The organism is Mycobacterium sp., assembly GCF_965277065.1.
Lineage (GTDB): Bacteria > Actinomycetota > Actinomycetes > Mycobacteriales > Mycobacteriaceae > Mycobacterium.
Window position 1 is genome coordinate 215,670 of record NZ_CBDIBT010000019.1, and the last position, 26,157, is coordinate 241,826.

General features: G+C 65.0%; 26 protein-coding genes. 9 read left to right on the forward strand and 17 right to left on the reverse strand.

The window, feature by feature from the left end; all coding sequences use genetic code 11:
• Positions 1 to 521: 521 nt before the first annotated feature.
• On the reverse strand, positions 522 to 1,496 hold the full coding sequence (gene nrdF / locus ACQY5A_RS18190; protein WP_428341741.1) for a class 1b ribonucleoside-diphosphate reductase subunit beta: 975 nt from the start codon (positions 1,494 to 1,496) through the stop codon (positions 522 to 524).
• A gap of 196 nt (positions 1,497 to 1,692) precedes the next feature.
• On the opposite strand from nrdF, the gene ACQY5A_RS18195 reads away from it, so the two are divergent.
• Together ACQY5A_RS18195 and ACQY5A_RS18200 are read left to right on the forward strand one after the other, a co-directional pair.
• Positions 1,693 to 2,139, forward strand: a complete 447-nt coding sequence (locus tag ACQY5A_RS18195; protein WP_428341742.1) for an SRPBCC family protein — start codon at positions 1,693 to 1,695, stop codon at positions 2,137 to 2,139.
• Positions 2,123 to 2,662 carry a TetR/AcrR family transcriptional regulator gene (locus ACQY5A_RS18200; RefSeq protein ID WP_428341743.1) on the forward strand — a complete coding sequence of 180 codons (540 nt, stop codon included), beginning with the start codon at positions 2,123 to 2,125 and terminating at the stop codon, positions 2,660 to 2,662. Before ACQY5A_RS18195 ends, ACQY5A_RS18200 begins: the two co-directional genes overlap by 17 nt.
• A 14-nt stretch (positions 2,663 to 2,676) precedes the next feature.
• Here ACQY5A_RS18200 and ACQY5A_RS18205 read toward each other — a convergent pair whose 3' ends face one another.
• Positions 2,677 to 3,246 (reverse strand): TetR/AcrR family transcriptional regulator, encoded by a 570-nt coding sequence (locus tag ACQY5A_RS18205; RefSeq protein WP_428341744.1) that lies wholly within the window; start codon positions 3,244 to 3,246, stop codon positions 2,677 to 2,679.
• A 92-nt stretch (positions 3,247 to 3,338) separates the two neighbouring features.
• On the opposite strand from ACQY5A_RS18205, the gene ACQY5A_RS18210 reads away from it, so the two are divergent.
• Entirely contained in the window at positions 3,339 to 4,235 is an 897-nt protein-coding gene (locus ACQY5A_RS18210; RefSeq protein ID WP_428341745.1) for an SDR family NAD(P)-dependent oxidoreductase, read from the forward strand.
• Here the strand turns inward: ACQY5A_RS18210 and ACQY5A_RS18215 are convergent.
• The 7 genes from ACQY5A_RS18215 to ACQY5A_RS18245 form a co-directional block, all read right to left on the reverse strand.
• Positions 4,217 to 5,776: a flavin-containing monooxygenase gene (locus ACQY5A_RS18215; protein WP_428341746.1), complete on the reverse strand. Its 1,560-nt coding sequence runs from the start codon at positions 5,774 to 5,776 to the stop codon at positions 4,217 to 4,219. The genes ACQY5A_RS18210 and ACQY5A_RS18215 overlap by 19 nt on opposite strands.
• Before the next feature lie 105 nt (positions 5,777 to 5,881).
• The gene (locus ACQY5A_RS18220) at positions 5,882 to 6,631 is read right to left on the reverse strand and encodes a TetR/AcrR family transcriptional regulator (RefSeq protein ID WP_428341747.1); all 750 of its coding nucleotides are present in this window, start codon (positions 6,629 to 6,631) and stop codon (positions 5,882 to 5,884) included.
• A 114-nt stretch (positions 6,632 to 6,745) separates the two neighbouring features.
• Positions 6,746 to 7,213: a hypothetical protein gene (locus tag ACQY5A_RS18225; RefSeq protein ID WP_428341748.1), complete on the reverse strand. Its 468-nt coding sequence runs from the start codon at positions 7,211 to 7,213 to the stop codon at positions 6,746 to 6,748.
• 80 nt (positions 7,214 to 7,293) lie between these two features.
• Entirely contained in the window at positions 7,294 to 9,471 is a 2,178-nt protein-coding gene (nrdE, locus tag ACQY5A_RS18230) for a class 1b ribonucleoside-diphosphate reductase subunit alpha (RefSeq protein ID WP_428341749.1), read from the reverse strand.
• Positions 9,441 to 9,896 (reverse strand): class Ib ribonucleoside-diphosphate reductase assembly flavoprotein NrdI, encoded by a 456-nt coding sequence (nrdI, locus tag ACQY5A_RS18235; protein WP_428341750.1) that lies wholly within the window; start codon positions 9,894 to 9,896, stop codon positions 9,441 to 9,443. The genes nrdE and nrdI overlap by 31 nt, the downstream gene beginning before the upstream one ends.
• A 31-nt stretch (positions 9,897 to 9,927) precedes the next feature.
• Entirely contained in the window at positions 9,928 to 10,167 is a 240-nt protein-coding gene (locus ACQY5A_RS18240) for a redoxin NrdH (RefSeq protein WP_428341751.1), read from the reverse strand.
• Positions 10,168 to 10,587: 420 nt separating this feature from the next.
• Positions 10,588 to 11,145 (reverse strand): NAD(P)H-dependent oxidoreductase, encoded by a 558-nt coding sequence (locus ACQY5A_RS18245; RefSeq protein WP_428341752.1) that lies wholly within the window; start codon positions 11,143 to 11,145, stop codon positions 10,588 to 10,590.
• Positions 11,146 to 11,237: 92 nt separating this feature from the next.
• Here ACQY5A_RS18245 and ACQY5A_RS18250 point away from each other — a divergent pair, with 92 nt between their 5' ends.
• The gene (locus ACQY5A_RS18250) at positions 11,238 to 11,840 is read left to right on the forward strand and encodes a TetR/AcrR family transcriptional regulator (protein ID WP_428341753.1); all 603 of its coding nucleotides are present in this window, start codon (positions 11,238 to 11,240) and stop codon (positions 11,838 to 11,840) included.
• Entirely contained in the window at positions 11,837 to 12,904 is a 1,068-nt protein-coding gene (locus tag ACQY5A_RS18255) for a DNA polymerase IV (protein ID WP_428341754.1), read from the forward strand. The genes ACQY5A_RS18250 and ACQY5A_RS18255 overlap by 4 nt, the downstream gene beginning before the upstream one ends.
• Here ACQY5A_RS18255 and ACQY5A_RS18260 read toward each other — a convergent pair.
• Together ACQY5A_RS18260 and ACQY5A_RS18265 are read right to left on the reverse strand one after the other, a co-directional pair.
• Entirely contained in the window at positions 12,789 to 13,739 is a 951-nt protein-coding gene (locus tag ACQY5A_RS18260) for an SDR family oxidoreductase (RefSeq protein ID WP_428341755.1), read from the reverse strand. The genes ACQY5A_RS18255 and ACQY5A_RS18260 overlap by 116 nt on opposite strands.
• A gap of 19 nt (positions 13,740 to 13,758) precedes the next feature.
• Positions 13,759 to 14,418, reverse strand: a complete 660-nt coding sequence (locus ACQY5A_RS18265) for a TetR/AcrR family transcriptional regulator (protein ID WP_428343225.1) — start codon at positions 14,416 to 14,418, stop codon at positions 13,759 to 13,761.
• 139 nt (positions 14,419 to 14,557) lie between these two features.
• On the opposite strand from ACQY5A_RS18265, the gene ACQY5A_RS18270 reads away from it, so the two are divergent.
• Positions 14,558 to 16,036, forward strand: a complete 1,479-nt coding sequence (locus ACQY5A_RS18270; RefSeq protein WP_428341756.1) for a cytochrome P450 — start codon at positions 14,558 to 14,560, stop codon at positions 16,034 to 16,036.
• Here the strand turns inward: ACQY5A_RS18270 and ACQY5A_RS18275 are convergent.
• From ACQY5A_RS18275 to ACQY5A_RS18285, 3 genes are all read right to left on the reverse strand, one after another.
• Positions 16,033 to 16,515, reverse strand: coding sequence for a homocitrate synthase (locus ACQY5A_RS18275; RefSeq protein WP_428341757.1), 483 nt, complete (start codon positions 16,513 to 16,515; stop codon positions 16,033 to 16,035). The genes ACQY5A_RS18270 and ACQY5A_RS18275 overlap by 4 nt on opposite strands.
• Positions 16,516 to 16,714: 199 nt before the next feature.
• Positions 16,715 to 18,175, reverse strand: coding sequence for a FadR/GntR family transcriptional regulator (locus ACQY5A_RS18280; protein ID WP_428341758.1), 1,461 nt, complete (start codon positions 18,173 to 18,175; stop codon positions 16,715 to 16,717).
• A gap of 22 nt (positions 18,176 to 18,197) precedes the next feature.
• On the reverse strand, positions 18,198 to 19,391 hold the full coding sequence (locus ACQY5A_RS18285; RefSeq protein ID WP_428341759.1) for a thiolase family protein: 1,194 nt from the start codon (positions 19,389 to 19,391) through the stop codon (positions 18,198 to 18,200).
• 45 nt (positions 19,392 to 19,436) lie between these two features.
• Here ACQY5A_RS18285 and ACQY5A_RS18290 point away from each other — a divergent pair, with 45 nt between their 5' ends.
• On the forward strand, positions 19,437 to 19,790 hold the full coding sequence (locus ACQY5A_RS18290) for a Zn-ribbon domain-containing OB-fold protein (RefSeq protein ID WP_428341760.1): 354 nt from the start codon (positions 19,437 to 19,439) through the stop codon (positions 19,788 to 19,790).
• Here the strand turns inward: ACQY5A_RS18290 and ACQY5A_RS18295 are convergent, their stop codons facing one another.
• Complete coding sequence (locus ACQY5A_RS18295; protein ID WP_428341761.1) at positions 19,791 to 20,621, reverse strand: class I SAM-dependent methyltransferase; 831 nt, start codon at positions 20,619 to 20,621, stop codon at positions 19,791 to 19,793.
• 109 nt (positions 20,622 to 20,730) lie between these two features.
• Here ACQY5A_RS18295 and ACQY5A_RS18300 point away from each other — a divergent pair, with 109 nt between their 5' ends.
• Complete coding sequence (locus tag ACQY5A_RS18300; RefSeq protein WP_428341762.1) at positions 20,731 to 21,405, forward strand: winged helix-turn-helix transcriptional regulator; 675 nt, start codon at positions 20,731 to 20,733, stop codon at positions 21,403 to 21,405.
• Between the two features lie 10 nt (positions 21,406 to 21,415).
• Here the strand turns inward: ACQY5A_RS18300 and ACQY5A_RS18305 are convergent, their stop codons facing one another.
• Positions 21,416 to 23,581, reverse strand: coding sequence for an acyl-CoA dehydrogenase (locus ACQY5A_RS18305; RefSeq protein ID WP_428341763.1), 2,166 nt, complete (start codon positions 23,579 to 23,581; stop codon positions 21,416 to 21,418).
• 166 nt (positions 23,582 to 23,747) lie between these two features.
• Positions 23,748 to 24,506, reverse strand: coding sequence for an SDR family NAD(P)-dependent oxidoreductase (locus tag ACQY5A_RS18310; RefSeq protein WP_428341764.1), 759 nt, complete (start codon positions 24,504 to 24,506; stop codon positions 23,748 to 23,750).
• Positions 24,507 to 24,609: 103 nt separating this feature from the next.
• Between ACQY5A_RS18310 and ACQY5A_RS18315 the strand changes: the two genes are divergently transcribed.
• Entirely contained in the window at positions 24,610 to 26,145 is a 1,536-nt protein-coding gene (locus ACQY5A_RS18315; protein WP_428341765.1) for an ATP-dependent DNA ligase, read from the forward strand.
• The last annotated feature ends 12 nt before the right edge of the window (positions 26,146 to 26,157 follow it).

Genomic DNA, 26,157 nt, shown 5'->3' on the forward strand with positions numbered 1-26,157 from the left:
GCCGCGTTATTAAACCCAGAGTCTTGAAGGCTTCGTGCCTGTTACGGACGTCGTCGAATCCGGGTAACCCTTTACGCTTGATCACGCCCACGACCCGCTTCAGCGGACAACCACCTCAGAGACCGCTGCACGCCATTTTAGGTTTCGATGAGTCCGGCGATGCTGGAGTAGGCATTCCGCAACAGAAAGACCCGAATTCTTCACATCCCGGAAACCAAACAGTCCGCCCGAAATCGATGCCGTTCAACCAAGGCCAATCTTGGGCCGAGCCGATGATTCCCTGAGGTCTGAGCCAAAATCACGTTGATGTAACTGCATGCACTTAGTAAACGGTTTTCGAATAAATGCCAAGCGGTTCACGCGCGGCGTACCGCGCCTTCAGGAGCACTACTCCAGCCTTGACGGTTCATTCAAAAGCATTGCGGGCCAAGGATAATGGGTCGACAGGAGCATCGATTCGTGCAGCCGACAAATCGCCGAGGTTGGCAAGTATGACCCGGCAAATAGAGCTGTGAGCTGCTCTAGAAGTTCCAGTCCTCGTCTTCGGTGTTGACCGCCTTGCCGATCACGTAGGACGAACCCGAGCCGGAGAAGAAGTCGTGGTTCTCGTCGGCGTTGGGCGACAGGGCCGACAGGATCGCCGGGTTGACGTCGGTCTCCTCGCGCGGGAACAACGCCTCATAGCCGAGGTTCATCAGCGCCTTATTGGCGTTGTAGCGCAGGAACTTTTTGACGTCCTCGGTCAGGCCGACCTCGTCGTAGAGATCCTGGGTGTACTCGGCCTCGTTCTCGTACAGCTCGTAGAGCAAGTCGTAGGTGTACTCCTTGAGCTCAGCCTGCGTCGTCGCATCTTCGAGCGCCAGGCCCTTCTGGTACTTGTAGCCGATGTAGTAGCCGTGCACGGCCTCGTCGCGAATGATCAGCCGGATCAGGTCGGCGGTGTTGGTGAGCTTGGCCCGGCTCGACCAGTACATCGGTAGGTAAAAGCCGGAGTAGAACAGGAAGCTCTCCAGCAGGGTCGAGGCCACCTTGCGCTTCAGCGGCTCGTCACCCTTGTAGTACTCCATCACGATCTCGGCCTTGCGCTGCAGGTTCGGGTTCTCCTCCGACCAGCGGAACGCTTCGTCGATCTCGGTGGTCGAGCACAGCGTCGAGAAGATCGAGCTGTAGCTCTTCGCGTGCACCGACTCCATGAACGCGATGTTGGTGTAGACCGCTTCCTCGTGCGGCGTCAGCGCGTCGGGGATCAGGCTGACGGCGCCGACCGTGCCCTGGATGGTGTCCAGCAGCGTGAGCCCGGTGAACACCCGCATCGTCAGCTGCTTCTCATTGGGCGTCAACGTCCCCCAGGAGGGGATGTCGTTGGACACCGGCACCTTCTCGGGCAGCCAGAAGTTTCCGGTCAGCCTCTCCCAAACCTCTGCATCCTTGTCGTCTTGCAGACGGTTCCAGTTGATCGCGGAAACCCGGTCGATCAGCTTCATTCCATCAGTCACCAGAACCCCACTTCACCAGGACGGATAGTCGTCGTACATAGGTCACAAACACTACCCCTGGGGTGCGACAAGGCGACGGAACACAAGCGGTTGTGTTCGCGTGTCGCGCAGGAGTTGGCATCACGACATGCATACCCGGGATGGGCGCCAGATTCACGTCTGGAAACGCTGATCTGTTGCATGTACCATTTGGTACATGTTTACCGAAGACAGCATCGAGATCGGCGCTCCGGCGCCGTTGGTGTGGGAGGTTTTCAGCGACGTCGAACGCTGGCCCGAATGGACCGAGTCGGTGACGTCCCTGGTCGGCCGGGATGGCACCAACTTGGCTGTCGGAAAACGGTTTTCGATCAAGCAGCCGGGTATGTCGAGGCTGACGTGGAAGGTGACCGACATCGACCCCGGTCTGTCCTGGACGTGGGTGCAACGCGCACCTGGCGCGTTCACCAGCGCCCGCCATGACGTCATCGCCCAGCCGGACGGGCGCACCCTGGTACGCCAGCAACTCGACCAGCGCGGCGTGCTCGGCGCCCTGGTGGCGCGGTTGATGGCCAAGAAGACCAAGCGGTTCCTCGAACTCGAAGCACAGGGACTCAAGGCCCGGTCTGAGCAGATCCACCGCGCCAGTGGCCGACTCTCCTGATCAGAGCCGGCGCAGTCAGCTACTGGACAAGCTGGTCGAGGAGTTCGCCGCCAGCGGCGTCGGCCACCGATCGCTGCGCGAGGTGGCTGAGGCAGTCGGTACCAGTCATCGAATGTTGTTGCACCACTTCGGGTCCAGAGAGGACCTGCTCGTCGCCATCGTCGAAGCGGTCGAGCGACGCCAGATGACCCTTCTCCCGGATCTACCGACCGATCCGGCCGACAATTTCGCGGCCATGTGGGCCGACGTCAGTCGTCCAGAACTGCGACAAGCCGAACGACTCTTCTTCGAGTGCTACGCCCGCGCTTCGCAGGGCGAGAAGCCGTTCGACCGCATGGTCCCCGGCGCTGTGAACGGCTGGCTCGATGAAGTCGACGCCGTCACAGATGAACCGGTCGACCGCGCCGTCGCTCGGCTGGGGATGGCCGTCGTCCGCGGCCTGCTGCTGGATCTGGTGGCCACCAACGACGACGCCGGCGTGCAAGCGGCAGCGGATCTGTTCGTTGGCTTGCTGCGTCGCTGACGACATTTGTTGCACTACTTGGACTTCGGCAACATCGAGATGACGGTGTCGACGAGTTCCTCGGCGTTGGTATGCCATTTGTCCAGATCCATGTTGCTACTCAGATCCAATCCCGTGATGCCATGGGCGGTGGTCAACAGAAGTGCACCGTAACGCTGTGCGTGTCGCGGACCGGTCATCCGACCTACGATGCCGAGAAACAGGCTCTGTGCACGCTCAGCCGACCTGACCGCTGCGAGATCATCCGTCCGCGTGGTGAACATGAGCCGATACAGGTGCGGTCGGGTGCGGCCGACGGTGATGAGGGCCAGCAGGGCCGACCGTAAACACGACTGCGCCGAATCATCGCTCACGGAAAGCACTTCCAGGGCATCACCGAGCTCACTCATCCCGTTGGCCGCCAGAACCGTGAGCAGAGAATCTTTGTCGGCGAAATGTCGGTAGGCCGCCGAGCGCGACACACCGCTTCGAGCCCCCACCTCCCGCAGCGTCACCGCCTCGGGTCCACCGAGGTCGAGCAGAACCCCCGCCGCATCGATCAGCGAACGGCGGGTCGCCGCCGCACTCTCCGCTCGCGTCGTCACCTGCAGAGCATAAGCCCGCGTTTTCAGTTGACAACGTCAACACAGCTGCTAGTTTGAGTGGACACCGTCAACTCAAACGCTTGGAGAGCGCCATGGCAGCACATCCCGACCGTAACGAGCTGATCGTCGTGACCGGAGCTTCGACCGGGATAGGCGCGGCCACCGTGAAAGAACTGGCGCACAGAGGCTTTCACGTGCTGGCCGGTGTTCGCCGCGAGGCCGACGCCGATGCTATGCGAGGCCTGGGCATCCCGAGCACCGAGCCGTGCATCCTGGACATCACCGTGGAGTCGGACATCAGCGCGATCGCCGACCGAGTCGCCCGCGACCCGCAGCGTCGTCCTCTTCGTGCTCTGGTCAACAATGCCGGGATCGCGATCAACGCGCCGGTCGAAACGTTGCCGATGGCGCACTGGCGTCGACAATTCGAGGTCAATCTCTTCGGCCAGATCGCCATGACGCAGGCGCTGCTACCCGCCCTGCTGAGCAGTTCGGGCACGGTGGTCAATGTCAGTTCCGTCGGCGGCAAGGTGGCTTTGCCGACGTACGGCGCCTACGCCGGTTCGAAGTTCGCGCTGGAGGCGGTCAGCGACGCGTTGCGACGCGAGGTCAGTGCTGCCGGAATCAAGGTCGTCGTCATCGAACCCGGCGCGGTCAAGACCGAGATCGCCGAGCGCGGGATCACGACCTCCGAAGGGCTCAAGGCGGACATGACCGTTGCGGAACTCACCCGCTACACCGAAATCATGGATTCGGTTATGGCACAGGCTCGATCGTTCAACGAGACAGGCGTCTCCGCCGAAGTTGCCGCCGCCGTGATCGCAAAGGCCGTGACCGCAACTCGTCCCCGCACCCGGTATACGGTCGGCCGCGACGCGGCGATCCTGCTGCGGATCAGCCGATTCCTCACCGATCGCACCCTGGATCGGATTGTGCGGCTCCAACTTCGGCAGTTCGCTCCGAAAAAACGTCAGCCGAGCGGGGCTTGAGCGTTTGTCACCGCGCGCGAGCCCGTTCCCACCCCCAAGAATTTGTACTCGGCGAGTTTCAGCGAGCGGGTGTCGCGCCAGTACTGCCAGGTCATGCCGCTCCACAGCGTCCGGTTGACGCCGTGCTCGTCGAGATACCAGCTGTTGCAGCCGCCGGTGTTCCATACCGAGCCGGACAGCTTGCTCTGCAGTTCGGTATTCGACCTGTCCTGAGCAGAACGACTGGGCGCCAACGCCTGTGCCCCCGTTTTGTCGACCGCCGCGATCGCCTGGGCGACGTAATGGATCTGCGACTCGATCATGAACACCACCGAGGTGTGCCCCAGCCCGGTGTTCGGCCCGAGCAGGAAGAACAGGTTCGGCATTTCGGCGACCGCGATGCCGCGATGCGCGACCACCCCCTCCCGGTTCCAACGGTCGACCAGATCCTCGCCGCGCGGGCCCTTGACGTCGACATAGGTGTAGGAGTCGGTGGTGTGGAAGCCGGTGGCGTAGACGATGACGTCGGCGGGATGCTCGACACCATCGTCGGTGACGATGCCGTCGGCGGTGATGCGGTCGATCCGGTCAGTGATCAACGTCGCCTTCGGATCGGCCACTGCCTGATAATAGCTGCCGGAGTAGAGGATTCGCTTGCAGCCGGCGCGGTAGGTCGGGGTCAGCCGGCGGCGCAGCTCTTTGTCGCGGACATTGCGGCGAATATTCCACCTGCCGACCAATTCGACGGCACGCAGCAAGCTCGGACGTTGCGTCATCGCGAAACCGAGCCCCTCGAGCCCCCAGTAGATGCCGGACCGCACGGCCAGCCGGAGGCCGGGCACCATCGCAAAAGCCTTGCGAACCGCGTTGGGCAGCAAGCTGTTCGGCCGCGGTACCACCCACGGCGGTGTGCGCTGGTAGAGCTGTACCTCGGCGACGCCGGCGCTGCGGCCGATCAACTCCGGCACGATCTGGATGGCGCTGGCACCGGTACCGATGATCGCGAGGCGCTTACCTGTCAAGTCGACGCTATGGTCCCACCGCGCGGAATGGAAAGCGGCGCCGAGGAATTCGTCCATACCCGCGATGTCCGGCATGCTCGGGATATGCAGCGCCCCGGCGCCTGAGATCAGGAACTGGGCGACGTACTCGTCCCCCGACTCGGTGAATACGTGCCAGCGATACTCGTTGTCGTCCCAATGCGCGCGGCTCACCTTCTCGCCGAACCGGATGTATCGACGCAGGCCGTACTTGTCGGTCACGCCCCGGAGGTAGTCCAAGATCTCCGGTTGCGGCGAGAACAGCTTGCTCCACGTGGCTTTCGGTTCGAAGGAGAACGAATACAGGTGCGACGGTACGTCGCAGGCGCATCCGGGGTAGCTGTTGTCGCGCCAGGTGCCGCCGATGTCGTCGGCCTTTTCCACGATGACGAAGTCCACACCCTGGCGCTGGAGCGCGATTGCCATGCCCAGCCCGGCGAACCCCGTTCCGATGATGAGCGCGCGGGTGTGGACGGGCCGCGCCGGCACGTCGGGTCGGGTGGTCGACTCGGCAGTACTCATGTCAGTTCCTTCTCATCGCTTCGCTCTGCATCGTCGCCAGCGCGACTCATGTACGCCGCTCCTGTTCCTCGCTGCCGATATCCGGCACCGAGGGTATCAACGCCGCTAGCTCGCGGCGGAGTCGTGCGGCACCGCGTTGTGAATGGGTTTATCTGGGTCCACCTTGATGCCCAGCAACTCAGCGGTGCCGACGATGACACCCATCATGATTGTGGTCAGATGCTCGACGAACTTGTCCCGCGGCATCCGTCGCGGACTGTCGATGTCGGATCCCAGCCACCACTCGGTGGCCGAGGCAGCCGACCCGAAAGCGGCGTGGGCCGCCAACTCGACGGCCGCATGGTCCAACTCCATGTCCTGAAGCTCGTTGTCGAACATGTCGGCCATGGCCAAGGTGATCTCCCGGCCCTCATTGAAAGTCCGGAGAGTCGACTGCGAGGTCGACACTGAGCGGTCCTGGATGAAGACTCGCAGCACGTTCGGATGCTTGTCGACGAGGCTGACGTATTCCTCGACGCTGCGCCGGATGACCTCGCGGGCCGAATCGGTCGCCAAGTCGATGGACGGGAAGATCGCCGCCCACAGCATGTCGCGAAGCCGCACGCCGATCGCCTGGAACAGGTCGGATTTGTCGGTGAAATGGCGGTAGATCTTGGGCTTGGCGGTGCCGGCTTCTTCGGCGACCTCCCGGACGCTGAGATCAGGGCCTAACCGATCGATCGCACGAAACGCCGCGTCGACGATCTCACTTCGCACCTTTTTGCGGTGCTCACGCCAGCGTTCGCTGCGCGCGTCGACCTTCACCGCAGGCTTGGGCCCAGGGTGAGGAAGCGCCGGTCGGGGAATTCTGACCACGTCAAGCACCATACCTCGACGCAACCGCTGACCTGGGCAGACCCGGCCGTAGCTGCGAAGTGCCCCGGGCCTCCTTGTGCCGATGACTACGTGGGGTCAGGGGCCGGACCGGGGTCAGGTGATGGAGTCATGCGGGGCCGTGGAACGGTCTTCGGCTGTCTCGGAGGTCCGTTGCCCATGGGATCGATCCGACTCACGACGTGGCTGCTCTTGCTGATCCGGGTCCTCACCTCTGCGGCTGCGCGGGTCGAGTTGGTCGGCTTGCTGCACCTTTGCACTCACCTCGTCGCGCGCAGCCTCCGCTTCGCTCTGATGAGTCGCGGCGCGCTTCTGCAGCCGCGCGGCTTCGGCCGCCTTTGCTTCGGCCTCCGCCTGTGCCGCCCGTGCCTTGGCGGCAGTCTCCTTGCCGAGCGCTTCACGGCGTTCCACCTGTGCGGTGTCTTCGAGAACCTGCTCGCGGATGCGGTGAGCTTCTGCTTGCCGGCGCCGACGACGATTCCTGCCGGCGAACGCGACAATCGCAGCGATGAGCAACAGTGCCGCCACTGCGACGACGATCCATACGGTGGTGCTGGTAGTCATAGCGACTCCTCTGATCAAACTCGCGTCATGCGAGCCAGGATCGTTGGATTGCCATCGCCACTGTTTTCAAACCCGCGGCCCTAAAGCATGCAGGAGACGCAGCCCTCGACCTCGGTGCCTTCCAGCGCCATCTGCCGCAGCCGGATGTAATACAGCGTCTTGATGCCTTTGCGCCAGGCGTAGATCTGCGCCTTGTTGACGTCGCGGGTGGTCGCAGTGTCCTTGAAGAACAGCGTCAGCGAAAGCCCCTGGTCCACATGCTGAGTAGCCGCCGCGTAGGTGTCGATGATCTTCTCGTAGCCGATTTCGTAAGCATCCTGGTAGTACTCCAGGTTGTCGTTGGTCAGATACGGCGCCGGGTAGTAGGCCCGCCCGATCTTGCCTTCTTTGCGGATCTCGATCTTGGACGCGACCGGGTGGATCGACGAGGTCGAGTGGTTGATGTAGGAGATCGATCCGGTCGGGGGCACCGCTTGCAGGTTCTGGTTGTAGATACCGTGGGCCTGCACCGACTCCTTCAGCCGTCGCCAGTCGTCCTGGTTCGGGATGCGGATGCCGGCGTCGGCGAACAGCTGACTCACCTTGTCCGTCTTGGGTTCCCAGGGCTGCTCGGTGTACTTGTCGAAGAACTCCCCCGACTTGTACTTCGAGCGCTCGAATCCGCCGAAGGCGTGACCGCGTTCGATCGCGATGCGATTCGAGGCCTTCAGTGCGTGATACAGCACCGTGTAGAAGTAGATGTTGGTGAAGTCGATGCCCTCGTCGGACCCGTAGTAGATGCGCTCGCGGGCCAGGTAGCCGTGCAGGTTCATCTGCCCCAGTCCGACCGCGTGAGAATCGTTGTTGCCCTGCTCGATCGACGGCACCGACCAGATGTGGGTTTGGTCGCTGACCGCGGTGAGCGCGCGGATCGACACTTCGATGGTCTGGGCAAAGTCCGGCGAGTCCATCGTCTTGGCGATGTTCAGCGAACCAAGGTTGCACGAAATGTCTTTGCCCACTTTGGAATACGACAGGTCGTCGTTGAACAACGACGGGGTGGAGACCTGCAGGATCTCCGAGCACAGGTTCGAGTGGGTGATCTTGCCCTCGATCGGGTTGGCGCGGTTCACCGTGTCCTCGAACATGATGTACGGGTAGCCGGACTCGAACTGCAGCTCGGCCAGCGTCTGGAAGAACTCGCGCGCCTTGATCTTGGTCTTGCGGATGCGCGCGTCGTCGACCATCTCGTAGTACTTCTCGGTGATCGAGATGTCGGCGAACGGCACGCCGTAGACGCGTTCGACGTCGTACGGCGAGAAGAGGTACATGTCCTCGTTGTTCTTGGCCAACTCGAAGGTGATGTCCGGGATCACCACGCCCAGGCTCAGCGTCTTGATCCGGATCTTCTCGTCGGCGTTCTCCCGCTTGGTGTCGAGGAACCGGTAGATGTCGGGGTGATGAGCCTGCAGGTACACCGCGCCCGCGCCCTGGCGCGCGCCCAACTGGTTGGCGTAGGAGAACGAGTCCTCGAGCAGCTTCATGATCGGGATGACGCCCGACGACTGGTTTTCGATGTTCTTGATCGGTGCACCGTGTTCGCGAATGTTGCTCAGCAGCAGCGCAACTCCCCCGCCGCGCTTGGACAGCTGCAGTGCGGAGTTGATCGAGCGCCCGATTGACTCCATATTGTCCTCGATGCGAAGGAGGAAACAACTCACTGGCTCACCGCGCTGCTTCTTGCCCGAGTTCAGGAAGGTCGGCGTGGCCGGCTGGAAGCGGCCGTCGATGATCTCGTCGACCAGCTTTTCCGCCAGCGCGGTGTCGCCGGCGGCCAGGGTCAGCGCAACCATCACAACGCGGTCCTCGAAACGCTCGAGGTAACGCTTGCCGTCGAACGTCTTCAGCGTGTACGAGGTGTAGTACTTGAACGCGCCGAGGAAGGTCGGGAACCGGAACTTCTTGGCGTACGCGCGGTCCAGCAGGGTCTTGACGAAGTTGCGGCTGTAGTCGTCGAGAACCTCGCGCTCGTAGTAGTTCTCTTTGATCAGATAGTCGAGCTTCTCGTCCTGGTTGTGGAAGAAGACCGTGTTCTGGTTGACGTGCTGCAGGAAGTACTGATGCGCGGCTTCGTGGTCCTTCTCGAACTGAATCTTGCCGTCGGCGTCGTACAGATTCAGCATCGCATTCAGCGCGTGATAGTCAGTCTCCGCCGGGCTCCCGGCAGCATGAGCATGCGTGCCGGTGGTTACAGGCTCTGCAGCGACGGTTGTTGGCACGTCTGTTCCTTCCAGAAGTCAGCGAGACCGGTTTGGACGGCTTGCACGTCGTCCGGGGTCCCCATCAGTTCGAAGCGATAGAGGTAGGGCACACCACATTTGCGGGACACCACGTCGCCCGCATAGGCGAATTCGGTACCGAAGTTGTTGTTGCCCGCGGCGATGACGCCGCGAATCAACGATCGGTTGTGTTCGTTGTTCAAGAAAGCGATCACCTGTTTGGGGACATAACCGCCGCGCTCCATATCAGCGATGCTCGGGTTGCGCAGGCCACCCCCGTACGTCGGCAATACCAGCACGTACGGCTGGTCGACCTCGATGCGACCGTGCAGCGGGATCCGCGTTGCCGGCATGCCCAGCTTCTGCACGAAGCGGTGGGTGTTCTCCGAGACGCTGGAGAAATACACCAGGCTGTAAGACGGCACGACGATCCCCCTCCGGTTCCTACGTTGTCGGCTACGCGCTGAGTACGGCAGCGGTGAGCGACTTGATCCGGTCCGGCCGGAAGCCCGACCAGTGCTCGTTACCCGCCACCACGACGGGCGCCTGCAGGTAGCCGAGGGCCATCACGTAGTCACGAGCTTGGGAGTCGAGGCTGATGTCGACCGTGTCGTAGTCGATGCCCAGCTTGTCCAGCGCCTTGTAGGTGGCGTTGCACTGAACGCAGGCGGGTTTGGTGTAAACGGTGACGCTCATCGGCGGTACGACCCCTCTGTCGACGGTGGGAAAAGGGCAAGACTGGCAACTACACGTGTACTGCTATTCAGCGAACCGCCGCGCCGCAGAATTCCCGTCTCGCCGGTCCGCGTCAGCCGGCTTACGCTGCCGGCTGGTGCGTCCCGACCGACCAGGTGGATCTGAGGTCTGTCGGTGTCGGGAACACTACACCTAGTGGTCGACATTGAAGGTAGATACAAGATGTTCTGAAAAACATTCATGGAATTCCCTGGTCGTAAGCCCTCGCGCGGACGTGTCTTCGGCGTGTCGCAGGTCACAAAACGGCCTCGCAACGGTATACGAAAAGGTCTACCACCCGGCACCGACAACTCCCGCCGGCCGAGTCCGCGCAGCAAAGCGCCACAGCGGCATGCGAACCGCTGCGGCGCCCGGCAGAAATTAGCTGACTTCGGCAGCCAGCTTGCCCACCGCGTCGCGCACGTTTGCCGACACGTCCGCATGCTCGCGCGGGTGCTGACCTTTGAGCGTCTTGAACGGAACGGACAGTTTGATCGCATCGACCACCCGGGCGCCGGCAATCCCGAACGACTTGCGGGTGTCGTCGTGCGCCCACACCCCGCCGTACTGGCCGAAGGAGCCGCCGATCACCGCCAGTGGCTTGCCTTTGAGCGCGCCGTCGCCGAAGGGCCGGGACAGCCAGTCGATCGCGTTCTTGACGACGGCCGGGTAGCTGCCGTTGTACTCCGGCGTGATTACCAGTGCGGCGTCGGCGTCCGCCGCGGCGGCGCGCAGCGCGGCCACCGGAGCCAGAACCGGCGCGTCGGCGTTCATCACGTCGTCGATCTCCTCGTTGTAGAACGGCAGATCGCCGAGGCCTTCGAAGATCGTCAACGCGACGCCGTCCGGGGCCACCTCAGCGGCCAGCTCGGCTATTTGGCGATTGATCGACGCGGCACGCAAGCTTCCTACCAGCGCCAACACCGTGGTGTCCGGCATGATCTGGGTTCCCTTCGATTGTTGATGTCCATCTTTGCACCGAATTAACCGGACTATGGTCCGCTTTGTTCCGGTGACGCTACAGTAATTTTGTGAGCGCTATCGACCCGGTTCGCGACCTGCCGGTTTCCGAACCGCAGGAACGCGGCGACGCAGCGCGCAATCGTGTCCTGTTGCTGGACGCGGCCCGGCGACTGATCGACGAGCGTGGCGCCGACGCGGTCACCATGGACGACATCGCCGGTGCCGCCGGCGTCGGCAAAGGCACGGTGTTCCGCCGCTTCGGCAGCCGCGCCGGTTTGATGATGGTGCTGCTCGACGAGGATGAGCAAGCCAACCAGCGGGCATTCATGTTCGGCCCGCCGCCGCTGGGCCCCGACGCGCCGCCGCTGGATCGGCTGCTGGCGTTCGGGCGGGCCCGGCTGCGCTTCGCGCACACCCACCGCGAGCTTCTGGTGGCCGCCAACCGCGATCCGCAATCCCGCTTCGGCGCACCGGCGATGGTGCTGCGCACCCACGTCCGGATGCTGCTGGCCACGGCCGGCACCACGGGTGATCTGGACGCCCAGACCGATGCCCTACTCACGTTGCTGGAGGCCGACTATGTCGAGCACCAGCTCACCGAACGCGACCGATCTCTGCAAGCGCTGGGCGATGCGTGGGAAAGCCTGGCGCGCAAGCTTTGCGGAACGTGAAGCCACGCTGGATCCTGCACGTCGACCTCGACCAGTTCCTGGCGTCGGTCGAATTGGAACGCCACCCCGAATTGGTCGGGCTGCCCGTCATCGTCGGAGGTAGCGGCGACCCGACCGAAGCCCGCAAAGTGGTTACCTGTGCGTCCTACGAGGCGCGCGAATTCGGTGTGCACGCCGGCATGCCACTGCGCACTGCGGCCAGGCGCTGCCCGGACGCCACCTTCTTGCCGTCCGACCCCGAGGCCTATGACGCCGCCTCCGAACAGGTGATGGCGTTGCTGCGCGACCTCGGCCACCCCGTCGAGGTGTGGGGATGGGACGAGGCGTATATCTCGGCGCCGGCCGAGGAAGCGCCTGACGATCCCGAGGCATTGGCCGAGCAAATCCGCGCGGTGATCGCGGCGGCCACCGGCTTGTCCTGCTCCGTCGGCATCAGCGACAACAAGCAGCGCGCCAAGGTCGCGACCGGCTTCGCCAAGCCGGCCGGCATCTACACGCTCACCGACTCGAATTGGATGACCGTGATGGGCGACCGGCCCGTCGACGCACTGTGGGGTGTCGGTCCCAAGACGGCGAAAAAGCTTGCTGACCTTTACATCACGACGGTGTGGCAGCTGGCGCACACCGACGCCGAGCTGCTGACATCGACGTTCGGGCCCCGGACCGGGCTGTGGTTGCTGCTACTGGCCAACGGTGGCGGAGACGACACGGTCAGCTCCGAACCATGGGTGCCGCGCTCCCGCAGCCACGTCGTCACGTTCCCGCACGACCTCACGCAACGATCCGAAATGGATTCAGCGGTAATCGAATTGGCGAAAAAAGCACTGCGCGAAGTGGTGGCGACCTCGCGGATCGTGACCCGGGTGGCCGTGACGGTGCGCACCAACACGTTCTACACGCGCACGAAGATCCGCAAACTCGACGAGCCCACCACCGATGCCGGCGTCATCATCGCGGCGGCGTTGCGGGTGCTGGATCTGTTCGAGCTGGACCGTCCGGTGCGGCTGTTGGGGGTGCGGCTGGAATTGCAGATGCCGAGCGAGCCACGGCCGGCGCCGGCTTGAGCGTCTTGGTGAACACCGCGTTCACTTGCCGCATCGCGACGCTATAGGGCCACCACGCAAGGCGTTTGAACGCATACAGGGCGCGGATGTCGGCCGAGGTGTAGATCAGGAACCGATTCCTGGTGACACCGGTCAAAATCTTGTCGGCGGCTTTTTCCGGCGACACCGCGTGCCCGCTGAAGCGGTCGACCCAGCGGCTCACCTGCGGATCGTCGCGGTCGACGCCGGCGATCTCGACGGTGTTGACCAGCGGGGTCCGCACCGCGCCGGGCACCACGACCGACACGCCGATGCGGTACCGGGCCAGGTCGAACCGCAGCACCTCGGAGAGCCCGCGCAACCCGAACTTGCTGGCGCTGTAGGCGGCATGCCACGGCAGGCCGATCAGGCCCGCCGCCGAGGACACGTTCACCAAGTGTCCGCCGTTGCGAGCCGCCACCATGTGCGGCACAAAGTTTTCGATGACGTGGATCGGACCCATCAGGTTGATCGAGATCATCTTTTCCCACTGCTCGTGTGACAGCCGGTCGACGGTCCCCCAGGCCGAGACCCCGGCGATGTTCATCACGATGTCCATGCTCGGGTGGTTGGCGTGAATCGCCTCGGCGAACGCCGCGACCTCGTCGTGGTTCGCGATATCCAGCGCCCGGTACTCGGGAACCTGAGCCCCGAGCGCGCGGACCTCATTGACCGTCTCGAGCAGACCGTCGGCGTTGCGATCGGTCAGATACAGCTCGGCTCCTCGGCTCGCGAGCTGCAACGCGGTCGCCCGGCCGATGCCGCTGGCCGCGCCGGTGATCAGACACCGCTTGCCCGCGAACGTCTTCTTCGACATGGGCAGTGACCATACCGGCCTAGGCAGGTCGCGGACCGCCCCACAGAGCGTTGAGCCACAACGCCTCGAGCACCCGTACCCCGCGCTGCACGTCGCCGTGGTCGCCGAGATACGCGGAGTCGCCGGACAGCATCTGCGCGGTGGTGACCGACAGGGTGCGCACCAGCGTCGGGATGTCGTCGCTGATCGGGTGGGCGGTGCCGGCCCGCAACTCGTCGTTGACGATGCCGATGATCTGTTGGACGACGCCTTCGACCTGTTGGTCGAGCAAATCGCGGATCTCGGCGTCGGTGTTGCGTGCGGCATTGCAGGCCGACATCACCGGGTCGTTGTGGGCGTAGACGGCCGCCGCACTGCCGACCATCCGCCTCGCAAACGCCGCCGGCGACTCGTCGGCCGCGCGCGGCGCGAAGTACTCGGTCAACTCTTCGAGTTCGTGGGTGGCGTCGGTGAGAATCTGGGCCAGCACGGCGTACTTGGAGTCGAAGTAGAAGTAGAAGCCCGATCGGGCCACCCCGGCGCGATCGCTGATGGTACTCACCGACAGCTGGGCGAACGGCTTCACTTCCAATAACTCGCGTACCGCCTGCACGATGGCGTGGCGCTGGCGATCCCCCCGCCGCCGTGGAACCGGCGCGACCGGAGTCTGCTCGATCACCCGGTCGCCTCCTTGCTCGATGCGCACCCTAAGACCTTGCCCTACGCCATAGCCAAAGGGAAACTTGACAGCCGTCAAGTTTGCCCTAAAGATTGTCACCGAGTGACGTCTGCCACACCGTCGATCGACCTTGGCCGCACGCCCGCACGAAGGAGTGTTAATGGCGACCATCAGCACCACCGACTACCTGGTCGATCAGGCCAAGCGCCGGCTGACCCCGTCAATCAACAACTTTCCCGGCATGGCTGCCGTCGAGCAGCGACTGCTGAACACCAACTGGACTCCCAGGAAGCTCGCGGATCCGCCGCCGGGCAGCGGGCTCAAGCCGGTCATGGGCGATCGTGGCCTACCGGTCGTCGGCCACCTCATCGAGATGATGCGGGGCGGACCGGACTACCTACTATTCCTGTACGAAACGAAGGGTCCGGTTGTCTTCGGTGACTCACCGGTCCTGCCGGGCGTCGCGGCGCTGGGTCCCGACGCAGCCCAGGTCATCTATTCCAACCGCAACAAGGACTACTCGCAGCAGGGCTGGGTGCCGGTAATCGGCCCGTTCTTCCACCGTGGCCTGATGCTGCTCGACTTCGAGGAGCACATGTTCCACCGGCGGATCATGCAGGAAGCGTTCGTCCGCTCTCGGCTGGTCGGTTATGTCGAGCAGATGGACCAGGTCGTCTCGCAGGTGGTGGCCAACGACTGGGTGGCCAACGACCCACGTTTTCTGCTCTACCCCGCGATGAAAGAGCTCACCCTCGACATCGCGTCGATGGTGTTCATGGGTCACGAACCCGGCACCGACCATGAGCTGGTGACCAAGGTGAACAAGGCCTTCACCATCACCACCCGCGCTGGAAACGCGGTCATCCGTACCAGCGTGCCGCCGTTTACCTGGTGGCGCGGTCTGCAGGCCCGTGAGCTGCTGGAGAACTACTTCCGTGAGCGGGTCAAGGAGCGCCGCGGCAAGGAGGGCAGCGACCTTCTCACGGTCCTGTGCCACACCGAGGACGAGGACGGCAACAGCTTCTCCGACGAGGACATCGTCAACCACATGATCTTCCTGATGATGGCCGCGCACGACACCTCGACATCGACCTCGACGACGATGGCCTACCACCTGGCCGCCAACCCCGAGTGGCAGGAACGCTGCCGCGATGAATCCGATCGGCTCGGTGACGGTCCGTTGAACATCGAGTCACTTGAGAAGCTGGAAACGCTCGATTTGGTGATGAACGAGGCAATCCGGCTGGTGACACCGGTGCAGTGGGGAATGCGCCGGACCGTGCGCGACACCGAGTTGCTGGGCTACTACCTGCCGGCGGGCACGAACGTCATCGCGTACCCGGGGATGAACCATCGCCTGCCGGAGATCTGGACGGATCCGCTGAAATTCGACCCCAATCGGTTCGCCGAGCCGCGCAGCGAACACAAGCGGCACCGCTATGCGTTCACGCCATTCGGCGGCGGCGCGCACAAGTGCATCGGGATGACGTTCGGCCAGCTGGAGATCAAGATCATCCTGCACCGGCTGCTGCGCCGCTACCGCCTCGAGCTTGCCCGACCCGAGTACCAGCCCAAGTGGGACTACGGCGGTATGCCGATCCCGATGGACGGCATGCCGATCGTGTTGCGGCCGCTTTAGCGATTCTCCGCGTACAGCCGATTCGCGCAGGCGATGACCGCCGAGAGGGCGGACTGCGTCGGATCCTCCGAGTAGCCCATCGCCCACTCGGCCCGGCAACCGTCGGTGCCCTGGATGAAGGTCGCCGTCGTGACGTCGGACTGCAGCTGATGAAACCGCAGCATCTCGACCGAGACACCGTGCTCGTAGAGCATCGCGGTCAGCGCCGCGACCGGGCCGGTCGCAGTGGCGGTGGCGGTTTCGATGCGATCGCCGACCGCCAGCGTGGCCTGGAACGTCCTGGTTCCCAGTTGGGTCGCCCGACGATTGGTGTCGGTGCGGTGCCAGTGTCTTAGACGCAACGGCCCGGCGCTCGGCGCATAAGTGGCGGTGAAGGTGCTCCACGACATGGTGTCGGCGTCTTCGCGAAGTCCACGCGGAAGCGGATTGCCGTCGAACAAGAGTGTCGACGATTCGGATGGAGCGAGGGTGATGGTCATGTGCCGGTCTTCTCTAACTCTGGAAGAGTGACCGACGGGTAGTAGCTCTCGACCCACAGCGGGGGGTCGGTCTGGATCAGACCCCGCTGCGGGTGCTGGCTACTACGAGAAGATGATGCACGATCGCCGAGGTTAGACGGTGACCGCCGGGCGGTGCAACTCATTTATCCCCGGCAAAGTCACAGTATTCCCGGCCAGGTCACAGCCACCAGGACGCGGCGGCGTCCAAGTGCCGTCGGATGCGGTGACGGGCCAGGCTGTCGTCGCCGTGCGCGATCGCTTCGATGATGCGCAGGTGAGCGTGTCTGACGTCGACGAGATCGGCGTGGCTCGGGACCGGCTGGTCGGTGCTGGTCCAGTACCGACGGAAGACCTCGACCAGGATCCGTAGAAACAGCTCCAGCACGGCGTTGCCGGCCAGCTTCGCCAACCCGGCATGAAACAGGAATTCTTCGACGCCGGCCTTGCCCGGATCATCGCCGGCCTGCTCGATCATCAGGCGCTGGCTGTCGAGAAACGCCCGCACCTCGGGCGCGTCGTGGCGCGCGACCACCTTGGCGACGTTGTCGATCTCGATGGCGTCGCGAATCATGGTGAGGTCTTCTCGACACGGCTCGCGGTACTGCAGGAAGAGCGCGATGGTCTCGATGCTGGCCTGCGCCTGGGGCTCGGCCACCACCAGCCCGCCGCCGGGGCCGCGCCGGGTGGTGGCGACGGCGTGATACTCCAACAGCCGCACCGCTTCTCGAAGCACTGCCCGGCTCACCTGGTAGCGCTCCAGCAGCGCGACCTCGGATCCGAAGACCTCGCCCACCTGCCAGCCGCTGCCGGCGATGTCGTCGCGGATGGCGGCGGCCACCGCTTCAGCCAGTTTGCCTGGTGGCGCTTGATGATCGGCGATGCGGGCTCGCGAGCGGCCGGCGTGGCGATGATGGTCTCGCAGCCATGTCGTGGTCGACGCGGCATGGTGTTGGCTCAGCGTCATGGCGCGCGCGGCGTCGCCGGCAATGACGGCGTCGACGATGGCGGAGTGGTCACGGCGGCGGTGCTCGATCGCCTCGACCGCGTCGCCGGCGGAATCCAACCGCGAATCTTCGGCATAGCGGACGGTGAGCCGGATGAGAATGTCGATGAACAGTTGCAGCACAGGGTTTTTGGACTGTTCCGCCAGCGCGCCGTGAAACTCGTCATTCGGCGTAGCCAGATCGGGCCGGCGGTCTTGTTCGGCGCGCAGCACGGCGCGGAGTCGGTCGATGCCGGTCTCGTCGATGCTCAGCGCGGCCCGCGAGGCGGCCAGCGGCTCGAAGAGCAGCCGGGCATTCAGCAGGTCGTCGACGGTGGTGCCCAAATACTCCAGATAGATGATGATCGCGTGAGTGGCCGGCGCCGCGTCCGGCTCGCAGACCAGCAGACCACCGTTCGGTCCGCGACGCATGCGAGCTACCCGGTGATGCTCGACGAGTCGGACGGCTTCCCTCAGCACCGATCGGCTGACCTGGTAATGCTGCTGAAGCGCCTGCTCCGAGCCCAGCGACTGCCCCACCGGCCAGCCGCGCCGGATGATGTCAGCCTCGATGCGACGGGCGATCTGCGAAGCCCGCTTGTCGGGCCGGCGCTCGTCGGCGGCCCTACCGGATCCCGCACGCGGGTCACCGCTCAACTGCGCACCCGCACAGCATGATTCAGCACGTCAGCAACAAGCACCCGGCGATCGGTCCGCCGCCGACCGCCGCGACGGCCACCTCGGGCCGCTCGCGCACCTGCCGCTCTCCCGCCTGACCGCGCAACTGCAGACAGGCCTCGTGCAGCAACCAGTAACCGTGCATACGTCCGGCCGAGAGCTGGCCGCCGTAGGTGTTCAGCGGCAGGGCGCCGTCCAGCGCGATCCGCGCGCCCCCTTCGACGTACGGACCGGCCTCGCCGTCACCGCAGATTCCGAGGGCTTCCAGCCAGGCAAAGGTCAGGAAAGTGAACCCGTCGTAGAGTTCCGCGAGATTCAGGTCGGCCGGCGTCAGGTCGGTCCGCGACCACATCTGCGCTGCCGCGTCGACGGATGCCATCTTCGGATAGTCGGCGCGGTGAAACCAGCCGCCTGCGCCGTTACTGCCGCCGACCGCTTCGACTTTGACGGCCCGATGCGGACAGTCCTTGGCATAGCCGGCGGCCGAGACCACCAACGCGACCGACCCGTCGATCGGCACATCGCAGTCCAGCAGCCCCAGCGGCGAAGACACCGGGCGCGCTGCGAGGTAGTCCGCCATGGTCATCGGATCCCGGTACACCGCACGAGGATTCAGCCCGGCATTGCGTCTGCTGTTGATCGCCAGCCAGCCCAGCTGCTCCTTGGTGGTCCCATACAGCTCCATGTGCCGGCGACATGTCAGAGCCAGCCAGTTGGAGGCGGAATATGCTTGGGCGGCAACCAGATCGCTGACGTCATCCATCGGACCGACGACCGGTGGCGTCTCGCCCTCCGGCGTGTCGAACATCTTCGCCATCGGCGGCGGGGGTGCATTCTCGTCCTGCTTTTGCAGGACCGTGCCACCCAGCATCTGGATGGTCCGGTAGATGAGCACATGCCGCGCATGACCTTCAGAGACCGCACGGCACGCCGAGATCACCGGGTTCATCAGGCCGCCGGTGTTGAACCCCGTCCCGCAGTCGGACGTCTCGATGCCCAGTTCGGCATTGACCTCGGCGGCGGGCGTGTCACCCAAGGTGGCAATGCCGTCGATGTCGGTGGCGGCCAAGCCGGCGTCGTCGATCGCGGTGCGGACCGCTTCCATCGTCAGTTCCAACCCGGGAATGCCGGTGCGACGGCCGATTCGGGAGATACCGATGCCGGAAATGATCGCGTCTTTTTCGAAGTAGCTCATCTGCGCCGTCCGTTAAACCAACCCGAAGGAATTGAGTGTACTGTATTGCCCGTGTCAACCGAGGCGACGTCACAGCTGCTGATCGAGCACTGCGACCACTGCGCGCACTGGGTCCATCCCGCCGCCGGCACCTGCCACGACTGCGGGGCCGCACTGGTCGCAAAGCCGGTCTCGGGGCAGGGCGCGGTCTTCACCTACACGATCAACTACCACGCTTTCAACCCGGAAATCCCGACGCCCTACGTCATCGCGCTGGTCGAACTCGACGAACAGAACGGCCTCAGGGTCGCCGCGAATATCGTTGACTGCGAGCCTGATTCAGTGACGTGCGGGATGCGCGTCGAAGCCTTGCCTGAGTCCGGCCCGGCCGGCGCAGCACGCTTTGCTCCCGCCAGTTGATCAACGCCTTCGCGCGGTGACCAGTAGGTACTCCCACTCCATCGTCGACGACCCAGCCAGATAGCGGTCGCCCAGGTCCGCCAGCTCGACGTCCAGTGCAGCGGCTTGGTCCGGTGCGTCGGCGATGCCGCGATACGCCGAGATCGTCGGCCCGTAGTAGATCTTGAAAAAGTCGCGGAACGCCGCCCCGTCGCCGAACCGGTCCACGCTGAGCGCGCGACGCTCCGCGACGAAGTCGGTGATGCCGTCGCCCAGCAGAGCCCGCACGTAGTCGGCGTCGCCCCATCTGGGCGGCGGCCGCACACCAGGCGGCGGTGCCGGAATGTACGCCTTCATCGTCGCGAACATCTGGCCGATAAAGCCTTCCGGTGTCCAGCTGAGCAGCCCGATCGTCCCGCCGGGACGGCAGACCCGGACCAACTCGTCGGCCGCGCGCTGATGGTGCGGGGCGAACATCACCCCGACGCAAGACATCACCGCATCGAACTCAGCGACGCCGAACGGTAGCGCTTCGGCATTGGCCTCACACCACCGGACGTTGAGACCTCGGGCGAGCGCCGCACCGCGCTCCAGCAGCTCCGGAACCAGGTCGCTGGCAGTCACTTTCGCACCGATCAGCGCGGCGGGAATCGCCGCGTTGCCCGAACCCGCGGCGACGTCGAGCACCCGATCACCCGCGGCGATCCCGCTGGCCCGCACCAGTACCGGGCCCAGCGGTGACACCACTTCGGTTGCCACGGTTGCGTAATCGCCGAGCGCCCACAGCGCGCGATGCCTGCTTTCGATTCCGTGATCGATCGTCACGGCGTTGTCGTCAGTTCTTGTGGTCATACCGCAATGGTCGGGTGCGCTGACGGGTCGTTTCCAGTCTCAGATCTGAACCCGCCGTGGTTCACGATCTGTACTAGTCAATTTCGCTGTGGGGCGGTGTACTGGAGAGATGTCGACGTATGGCCAGTTCTGCCCGATCGCGAAGGCGATGGAGTTGCTCGATGAACGATGGACCCTGCTTGTGGTGAGTGAGTTGCTGCGAGGCAGCGCGCATTTCAACGATCTGCGGCGCGGGCTTCCGAAGATGTCACCGGCGCTGCTGTCCAAACGACTCAAGTCGCTGACCCGTGCGGGTGTTGTCGAACGCATCGAGACCGACGGCCGGTCCTCGTACCGGCTTACACCGTGCGGGCAGGAACTCTCCGGAGTCGTAGGTGCGCTCGGCGCGTGGGGAGTTCGCTGGATCGGTGAGCTCGGGGATGGCGACCTGGACCCGCACCTGCTGATGTGGGATATCCGCCGCACCGTTTCCGTCGACACCTGGCCACGAGCCCGGACAGTGTTGGCGTTCAACCTCATTGACGTGGACCTTAAGGCCGCCCACTGGTGGCTGGTGGTGTCCGAAGGGGTGCCCGACATCTGCGATTTCGACCCCGGCTACGACGTGGCCGCCACCATCGAGACCAGCCTGCTCACCCTGACCCAGATCTGGCGCGGCGACGTGTCATGGTCGCGGGCGATGATCAACGGCAACGTTGCCATCCACGGAACGGCGGATGCCCGCCGGGCCGTGCCGGGCTGGCTCGGCCAGTCGCTCGCCGCCGCGGTCCCCCGGCCGGCCTGAACACGCTGCGCTAGTTGATCAGCGGGTCGCGCGGCATCCCGAGGATCCGCTCGGCGATCTGATTGCGGGTGACCTCGGAGGTGCCGCCCGCAATCGCCATGGCTCGAGCGCTCATCACGAGACGCCCCGCCAGCGCGCCGGCACCGTCGTACAACGCGGTCTCGGGCCCGGCCAGCGCCGCCGAGATCGCGCCGCCCTCGACCATGTGATCGGCCAGCTTCAGCTTGGTGACGTTGCCTTCCGGGCCCGGGCCCGCGCCCTCGACGCTGCGCGCGACACGGCGCAAATTCAGCAGCCGCAGGGCGTTCTCCTCGGCCAGGTACCGGCCGACCCGAGTTCGCCCGCCCACCAACCGGTCCGGCTGATCCTTGACCTGTTGAACCAGTTGCGTCGCCAGACCCGCATAGTAGGAACCACTGCCACCGATGCTGACCCGCTCGTTGCCCAGCGTCGCCCTCGCGACCGTCCAGCCGGTGTTGGGTTCGCCGACCACGTCTTCGTCGGGGACAAACAGGTCGTTGAAGAACACCTCGTTGAAGTCCGCCCCGCCGGTGATCTGGCGCAGCGGTCGCACCTCGACTTCGGGAGCCTTCATGTCCACGATCACCGTGGTGATGCCGGCGTGCTTGGGCGCATCCGGGTCGGTGCGCACGGTGGCCAGCCCGCGCGCGCAGTAGTGCGCCCCGCTGGTCCACACCTTCTGGCCGTTGATCTTCCAGCCACCGTCGACCCGGGTGGCCTTCGTTCTGATCGATGCAGCGTCCGACCCGGCCTCGGGCTCGGAGAACAGCTGGCACCAGATCTCGTCTTTGCGCAGCGCCTTTTCGACGAATCGCTCGATCTGCCAAGGTGTTCCGTGTTGAACCAGGGTCAGGATCACCCAGGCGGTGATGCCGTAGTCGGTGCGTTTGATGCCCGCGGCGCGGAACTCCTCCTCGATCACCAGCTGCTCCACCGCGTCCGCGGCCAGTCCCCACGGCTTGGGCCAGTGCGGCATCACATAGCCGGTCTCGATCAGCTTGTCCCGCTGCGCCTGTTTGTCCAGCGCGGCGAGTTCGGCGACGTCCGCGTGGATCCGGGTTCGCATCTCCTCGGCTTCCGGCGGCAGGTCCAGGCTGTTCTCCCGGGTGACACCGGCGGCGGTGCGCTCGAACACGTCTTCGGCGGGCGCGTCGCCACCGAAGAGCGCCGTTGCGACCAGCGCGCGGCGAAGGTGCAGATGCGCATCGTGCTCCCAGGTGAAGCCGATGCCGCCGTGCACCTGAATGTTCAGCTCGGCGTTGCGCGCGTAGGCCGGAAAGACCAGTGCCGCAGCCGAAGCCGCCGCCAGCCGGAATTGCTCCTCATCTTCGGATGCCGCACGCGAGGCGTCCCACACCGCGGCGATGCCCGATTCGGTGGCCACCAACATGTTGGCGCAGTGATGCTTGATCGCCTGGAAGGTGGCGATGGTCCGGCCGAACTGCTGACGCACCTTGGCGTAGTCGACAGCCGAATCGACACAGTCGGCGGACCCGCCGACCGCTTCGGCGGCCAGCAGCGTTCGCGCGCGGGCCAGTGCCGAGTCGCGCGCGCCGGTCAGGATGTCGTCGTCACCGACGCTGACTTTCTCCAAACGGACGCGTCCGGAGCGCCGGGTCGGATCCAGGTTCTCCGGCACCTCGACCGTGACGCCGGAGCGACCGCGGTCCACCAGCAGCACGTCGTCACCGGCGGCGATCAGCAGCAGGTCGCCGAGGCCGGCGCCCAACACGATGCCGGCGTCACCGTCGGCCACGCCGTCGCTGAGGCTGACGTTGCCGGCCAGACCGATTCCCGCCGTGACCGTTCCGTCGATCAGCCCCGGCAGTAGCCGCGACTTCTGTTCCGCGGTGCCGTCTTTGGCGATGACCGCCGACGCGATGACGGTGGGCACGAAGGGACCCGGCGCCACCGCACGACCGAGTTCGTCAATGACGACCACGAGTTCGGGCAGGCCGTATCCCGAGCCGCCGTGCTCCTCGTCGATATGCAGGCCCAGCCACCCGAGCTCGACGAGGCCCTGCCAGAACGGCGGCTTGTCCTCTTCGGGCGCATCCAGCAGCGACCGAGCGGCTGCGCGGGCCTTCTGCGAGTTAAGGAACCCGCGGGCGACCTCGGCGAGTTCGCGATGGTCGTCGGTCAGTGCGATACCCATGACAGGGCCTTCCTCTTGGACGCCTTCGGCCGGTGGGAAAGAGTGTACTTAAATGCCGCCGTCGTCCGACCGAATGGTAGGTCGGCCGGGACGGGTCGCGAGGCAGACGTCAGGGCTGCGATCCGGCCCAGACCACGACCATGACGTGAGATTCGCGCGGAACGGACTACTTGGGTGCGAAGCGCTGGCCGGCGTCCAGACGCAGGCACTGACCGTTCAGCATCGGGTTGTCCACGATCGCCGCGACCAGCTTGGCGTACTCCTCGGGGCGGCCCAGCCGCTTCGGGAACGCCGCGTCCTTGGTCAAGGCGGTGGCGAACTCGTCGGGAATGCCCTTGGTGATCCCCGTTGCGAACAAACTCGGTGCGATCGCCAGCACGCGGATGCCGAGTGAACCCAGGTCACGCGCCATGGTCAGACACATACCCGCGATGCCGGCCTTGGCTGCGGTGTACGCAACCTGGCCGATCTGGCCCTCGAAAGCTGCGATCGAGGCGGTGTTGACGATGACGCCGCGCTCGTCGTCCTCCGGCTCGTTCTGGCTCATGTGGCTTGCGGCCAGCCGGCTGATGTTGAAGGTGGCGATGAGGTTGAGGTCAATGGTCGACTTGAACGACTCGAGGTCATGCGGGCCCGTTTTCGACAGGGTCCGCTTGGCGATGCCGCCACCGGCCGTGGTCACGGTGACATGCAGGCCGCCGAGCTTGTCGACCGCGGTCTTCAGGGTCTCCTCGGTGGCGTCGAAGTCGGTCACGTCCAGCGGATAGAAGTCGCCGTCGATGCCGGCCGCGACGTCTTTACCGTCCGAACCCTCACGGTCGAAGATGGCGATAGAGGCGCCGCGGGCGTGCAGCAACTCGGCGCTGGCGCGACCCATGCCCGAGGCACCGCCGATGACGATGACCTTCTTGCCGTTGATCTCCATCCAAACCTCCCTGTTTGTCCGGGCAGTGCCGGCGTTAGCTGATTGCCCTGCACGTTATCGCGGCCGTGCGTGACGTTGTCGGTCAGGCGTGTAAAGCTGAGTCGTGCTGCTGATCGACGTCGCGACCACCTCCGTCGACGTCGGAGGCTCCGCTGCGCGACGAGCCAAGATCACGCGGATCGCCGCATTGCTGAGCCAAGCCAAGTCCGACCCCGCGCTGGTGGCGATCGTCGTGGCCTGGCTTTCCGGCGAGCTGCCGCAGCGCCAAATCGGCGTCGGCTGGGCGGCTTTGCGGTCGGTCCCGCCCGCCGCCGCGCAACCGAGCCTGACCGTCGATGGCGTGGACGCGACGCTGTCCGCGATCGGCGCGGCCGCGGGCAAGGGCTCTCAGTCCAGGCGCGCCGAGCTGGTTGCCGAATTGTTCTCGTCGGCAACGGAAGTCGAGCAGACCTTCCTGCGGCGATTGCTAACCGGCGAGCTGCGTCAGGGCGCCTTGATCGGGGTGATGGCTGACGCGGTCGCCGTGGCGGCACAGATCCCGGCCGCCGCGGTACGCCGCGCGGCCATGCTCGGCGGCGCCCTGCCCGCGGTCGCCGCCGCCGGGCTGAGCGGCGGAACGGCAGCGCTGGACGCCTTCACCCTGCGCGTCGGCCGGCCCGTCGGCCCGATGCTGGCGCAGACGGCCGCAGACGTTGACGAGGCGCTGCAAAAGCTCGGCGGCGAGGGTGTTTTCGAGGCGAAGCTGGATGGCGCCCGCGTGCAGATTCACCGGAGCGGCGAACAGGTCACCGTCTACACCCGCAGCCTGGACGACGTCACCGCGCGGCTGCCCGAGGTGGTCGAGGCGACGCTGGCGCTGCCGGTGCGCGAGCTGATCGCCGACGGCGAAGCGATCGCGTTACGCCCTGACGGCCGGCCGCAGCCCTTCCAGGTCACCGCCTCGCGATTCGGCCGCTCCGTTGATGTGGCCGCCGCCCGCGCCGCGCAACCGTTGTCGGTCTTCTACTTCGACATCCTGCACCGCGACGGTGTCGACCTGCTCGACGCGCCGACCACCGAGCGGGCCGCAGTCCTCGATGAGATCGCGCCACCGCAGAACCGGGTGGATCGGCTGGTCACCTCGGATCCGGTTGCAGCGGGCGATTTTCTGGACGCGACGCTGGCCGCCGGCCACGAGGGTGTGATGGCCAAGTCGCTGACTGCGCCCTACGAAGCGGGCCGGCGTGGGGCCGGCTGGCTGAAGGTCAAACCCGTCCACACCTTGGATCTGGTGGTGCTGGCCGTCGAGTGGGGGTCCGGGCGGCGGACGGGCAAGCTGTCCAATATCCATCTCGGCGCCCGCGACCCGGCCGGCGACGGCTACGTGATGCTGGGCAAGACCTTCAAGGGCATGACCGACGCGATGCTGGAATGGCAGACCGCACGATTTCAGGAACTGGCCGTCGGAGGCACCGACGGGTACGTGGTTCGGCTGCGGCCCGAGCAGGTGGTCGAGGTGGCGTTCGACGGCGTTCAAGCGTCGTCGCGCTACCCCGGCGGGTTGGCGCTGAGGTTCGCCCGGGTGCTGCGCTATCGGGACGACAAGGGACCCGGGGAGGCCGACACCATCGACACCGTGCGGACCATGCGACAGAGCTGAACCGGCGGCTGC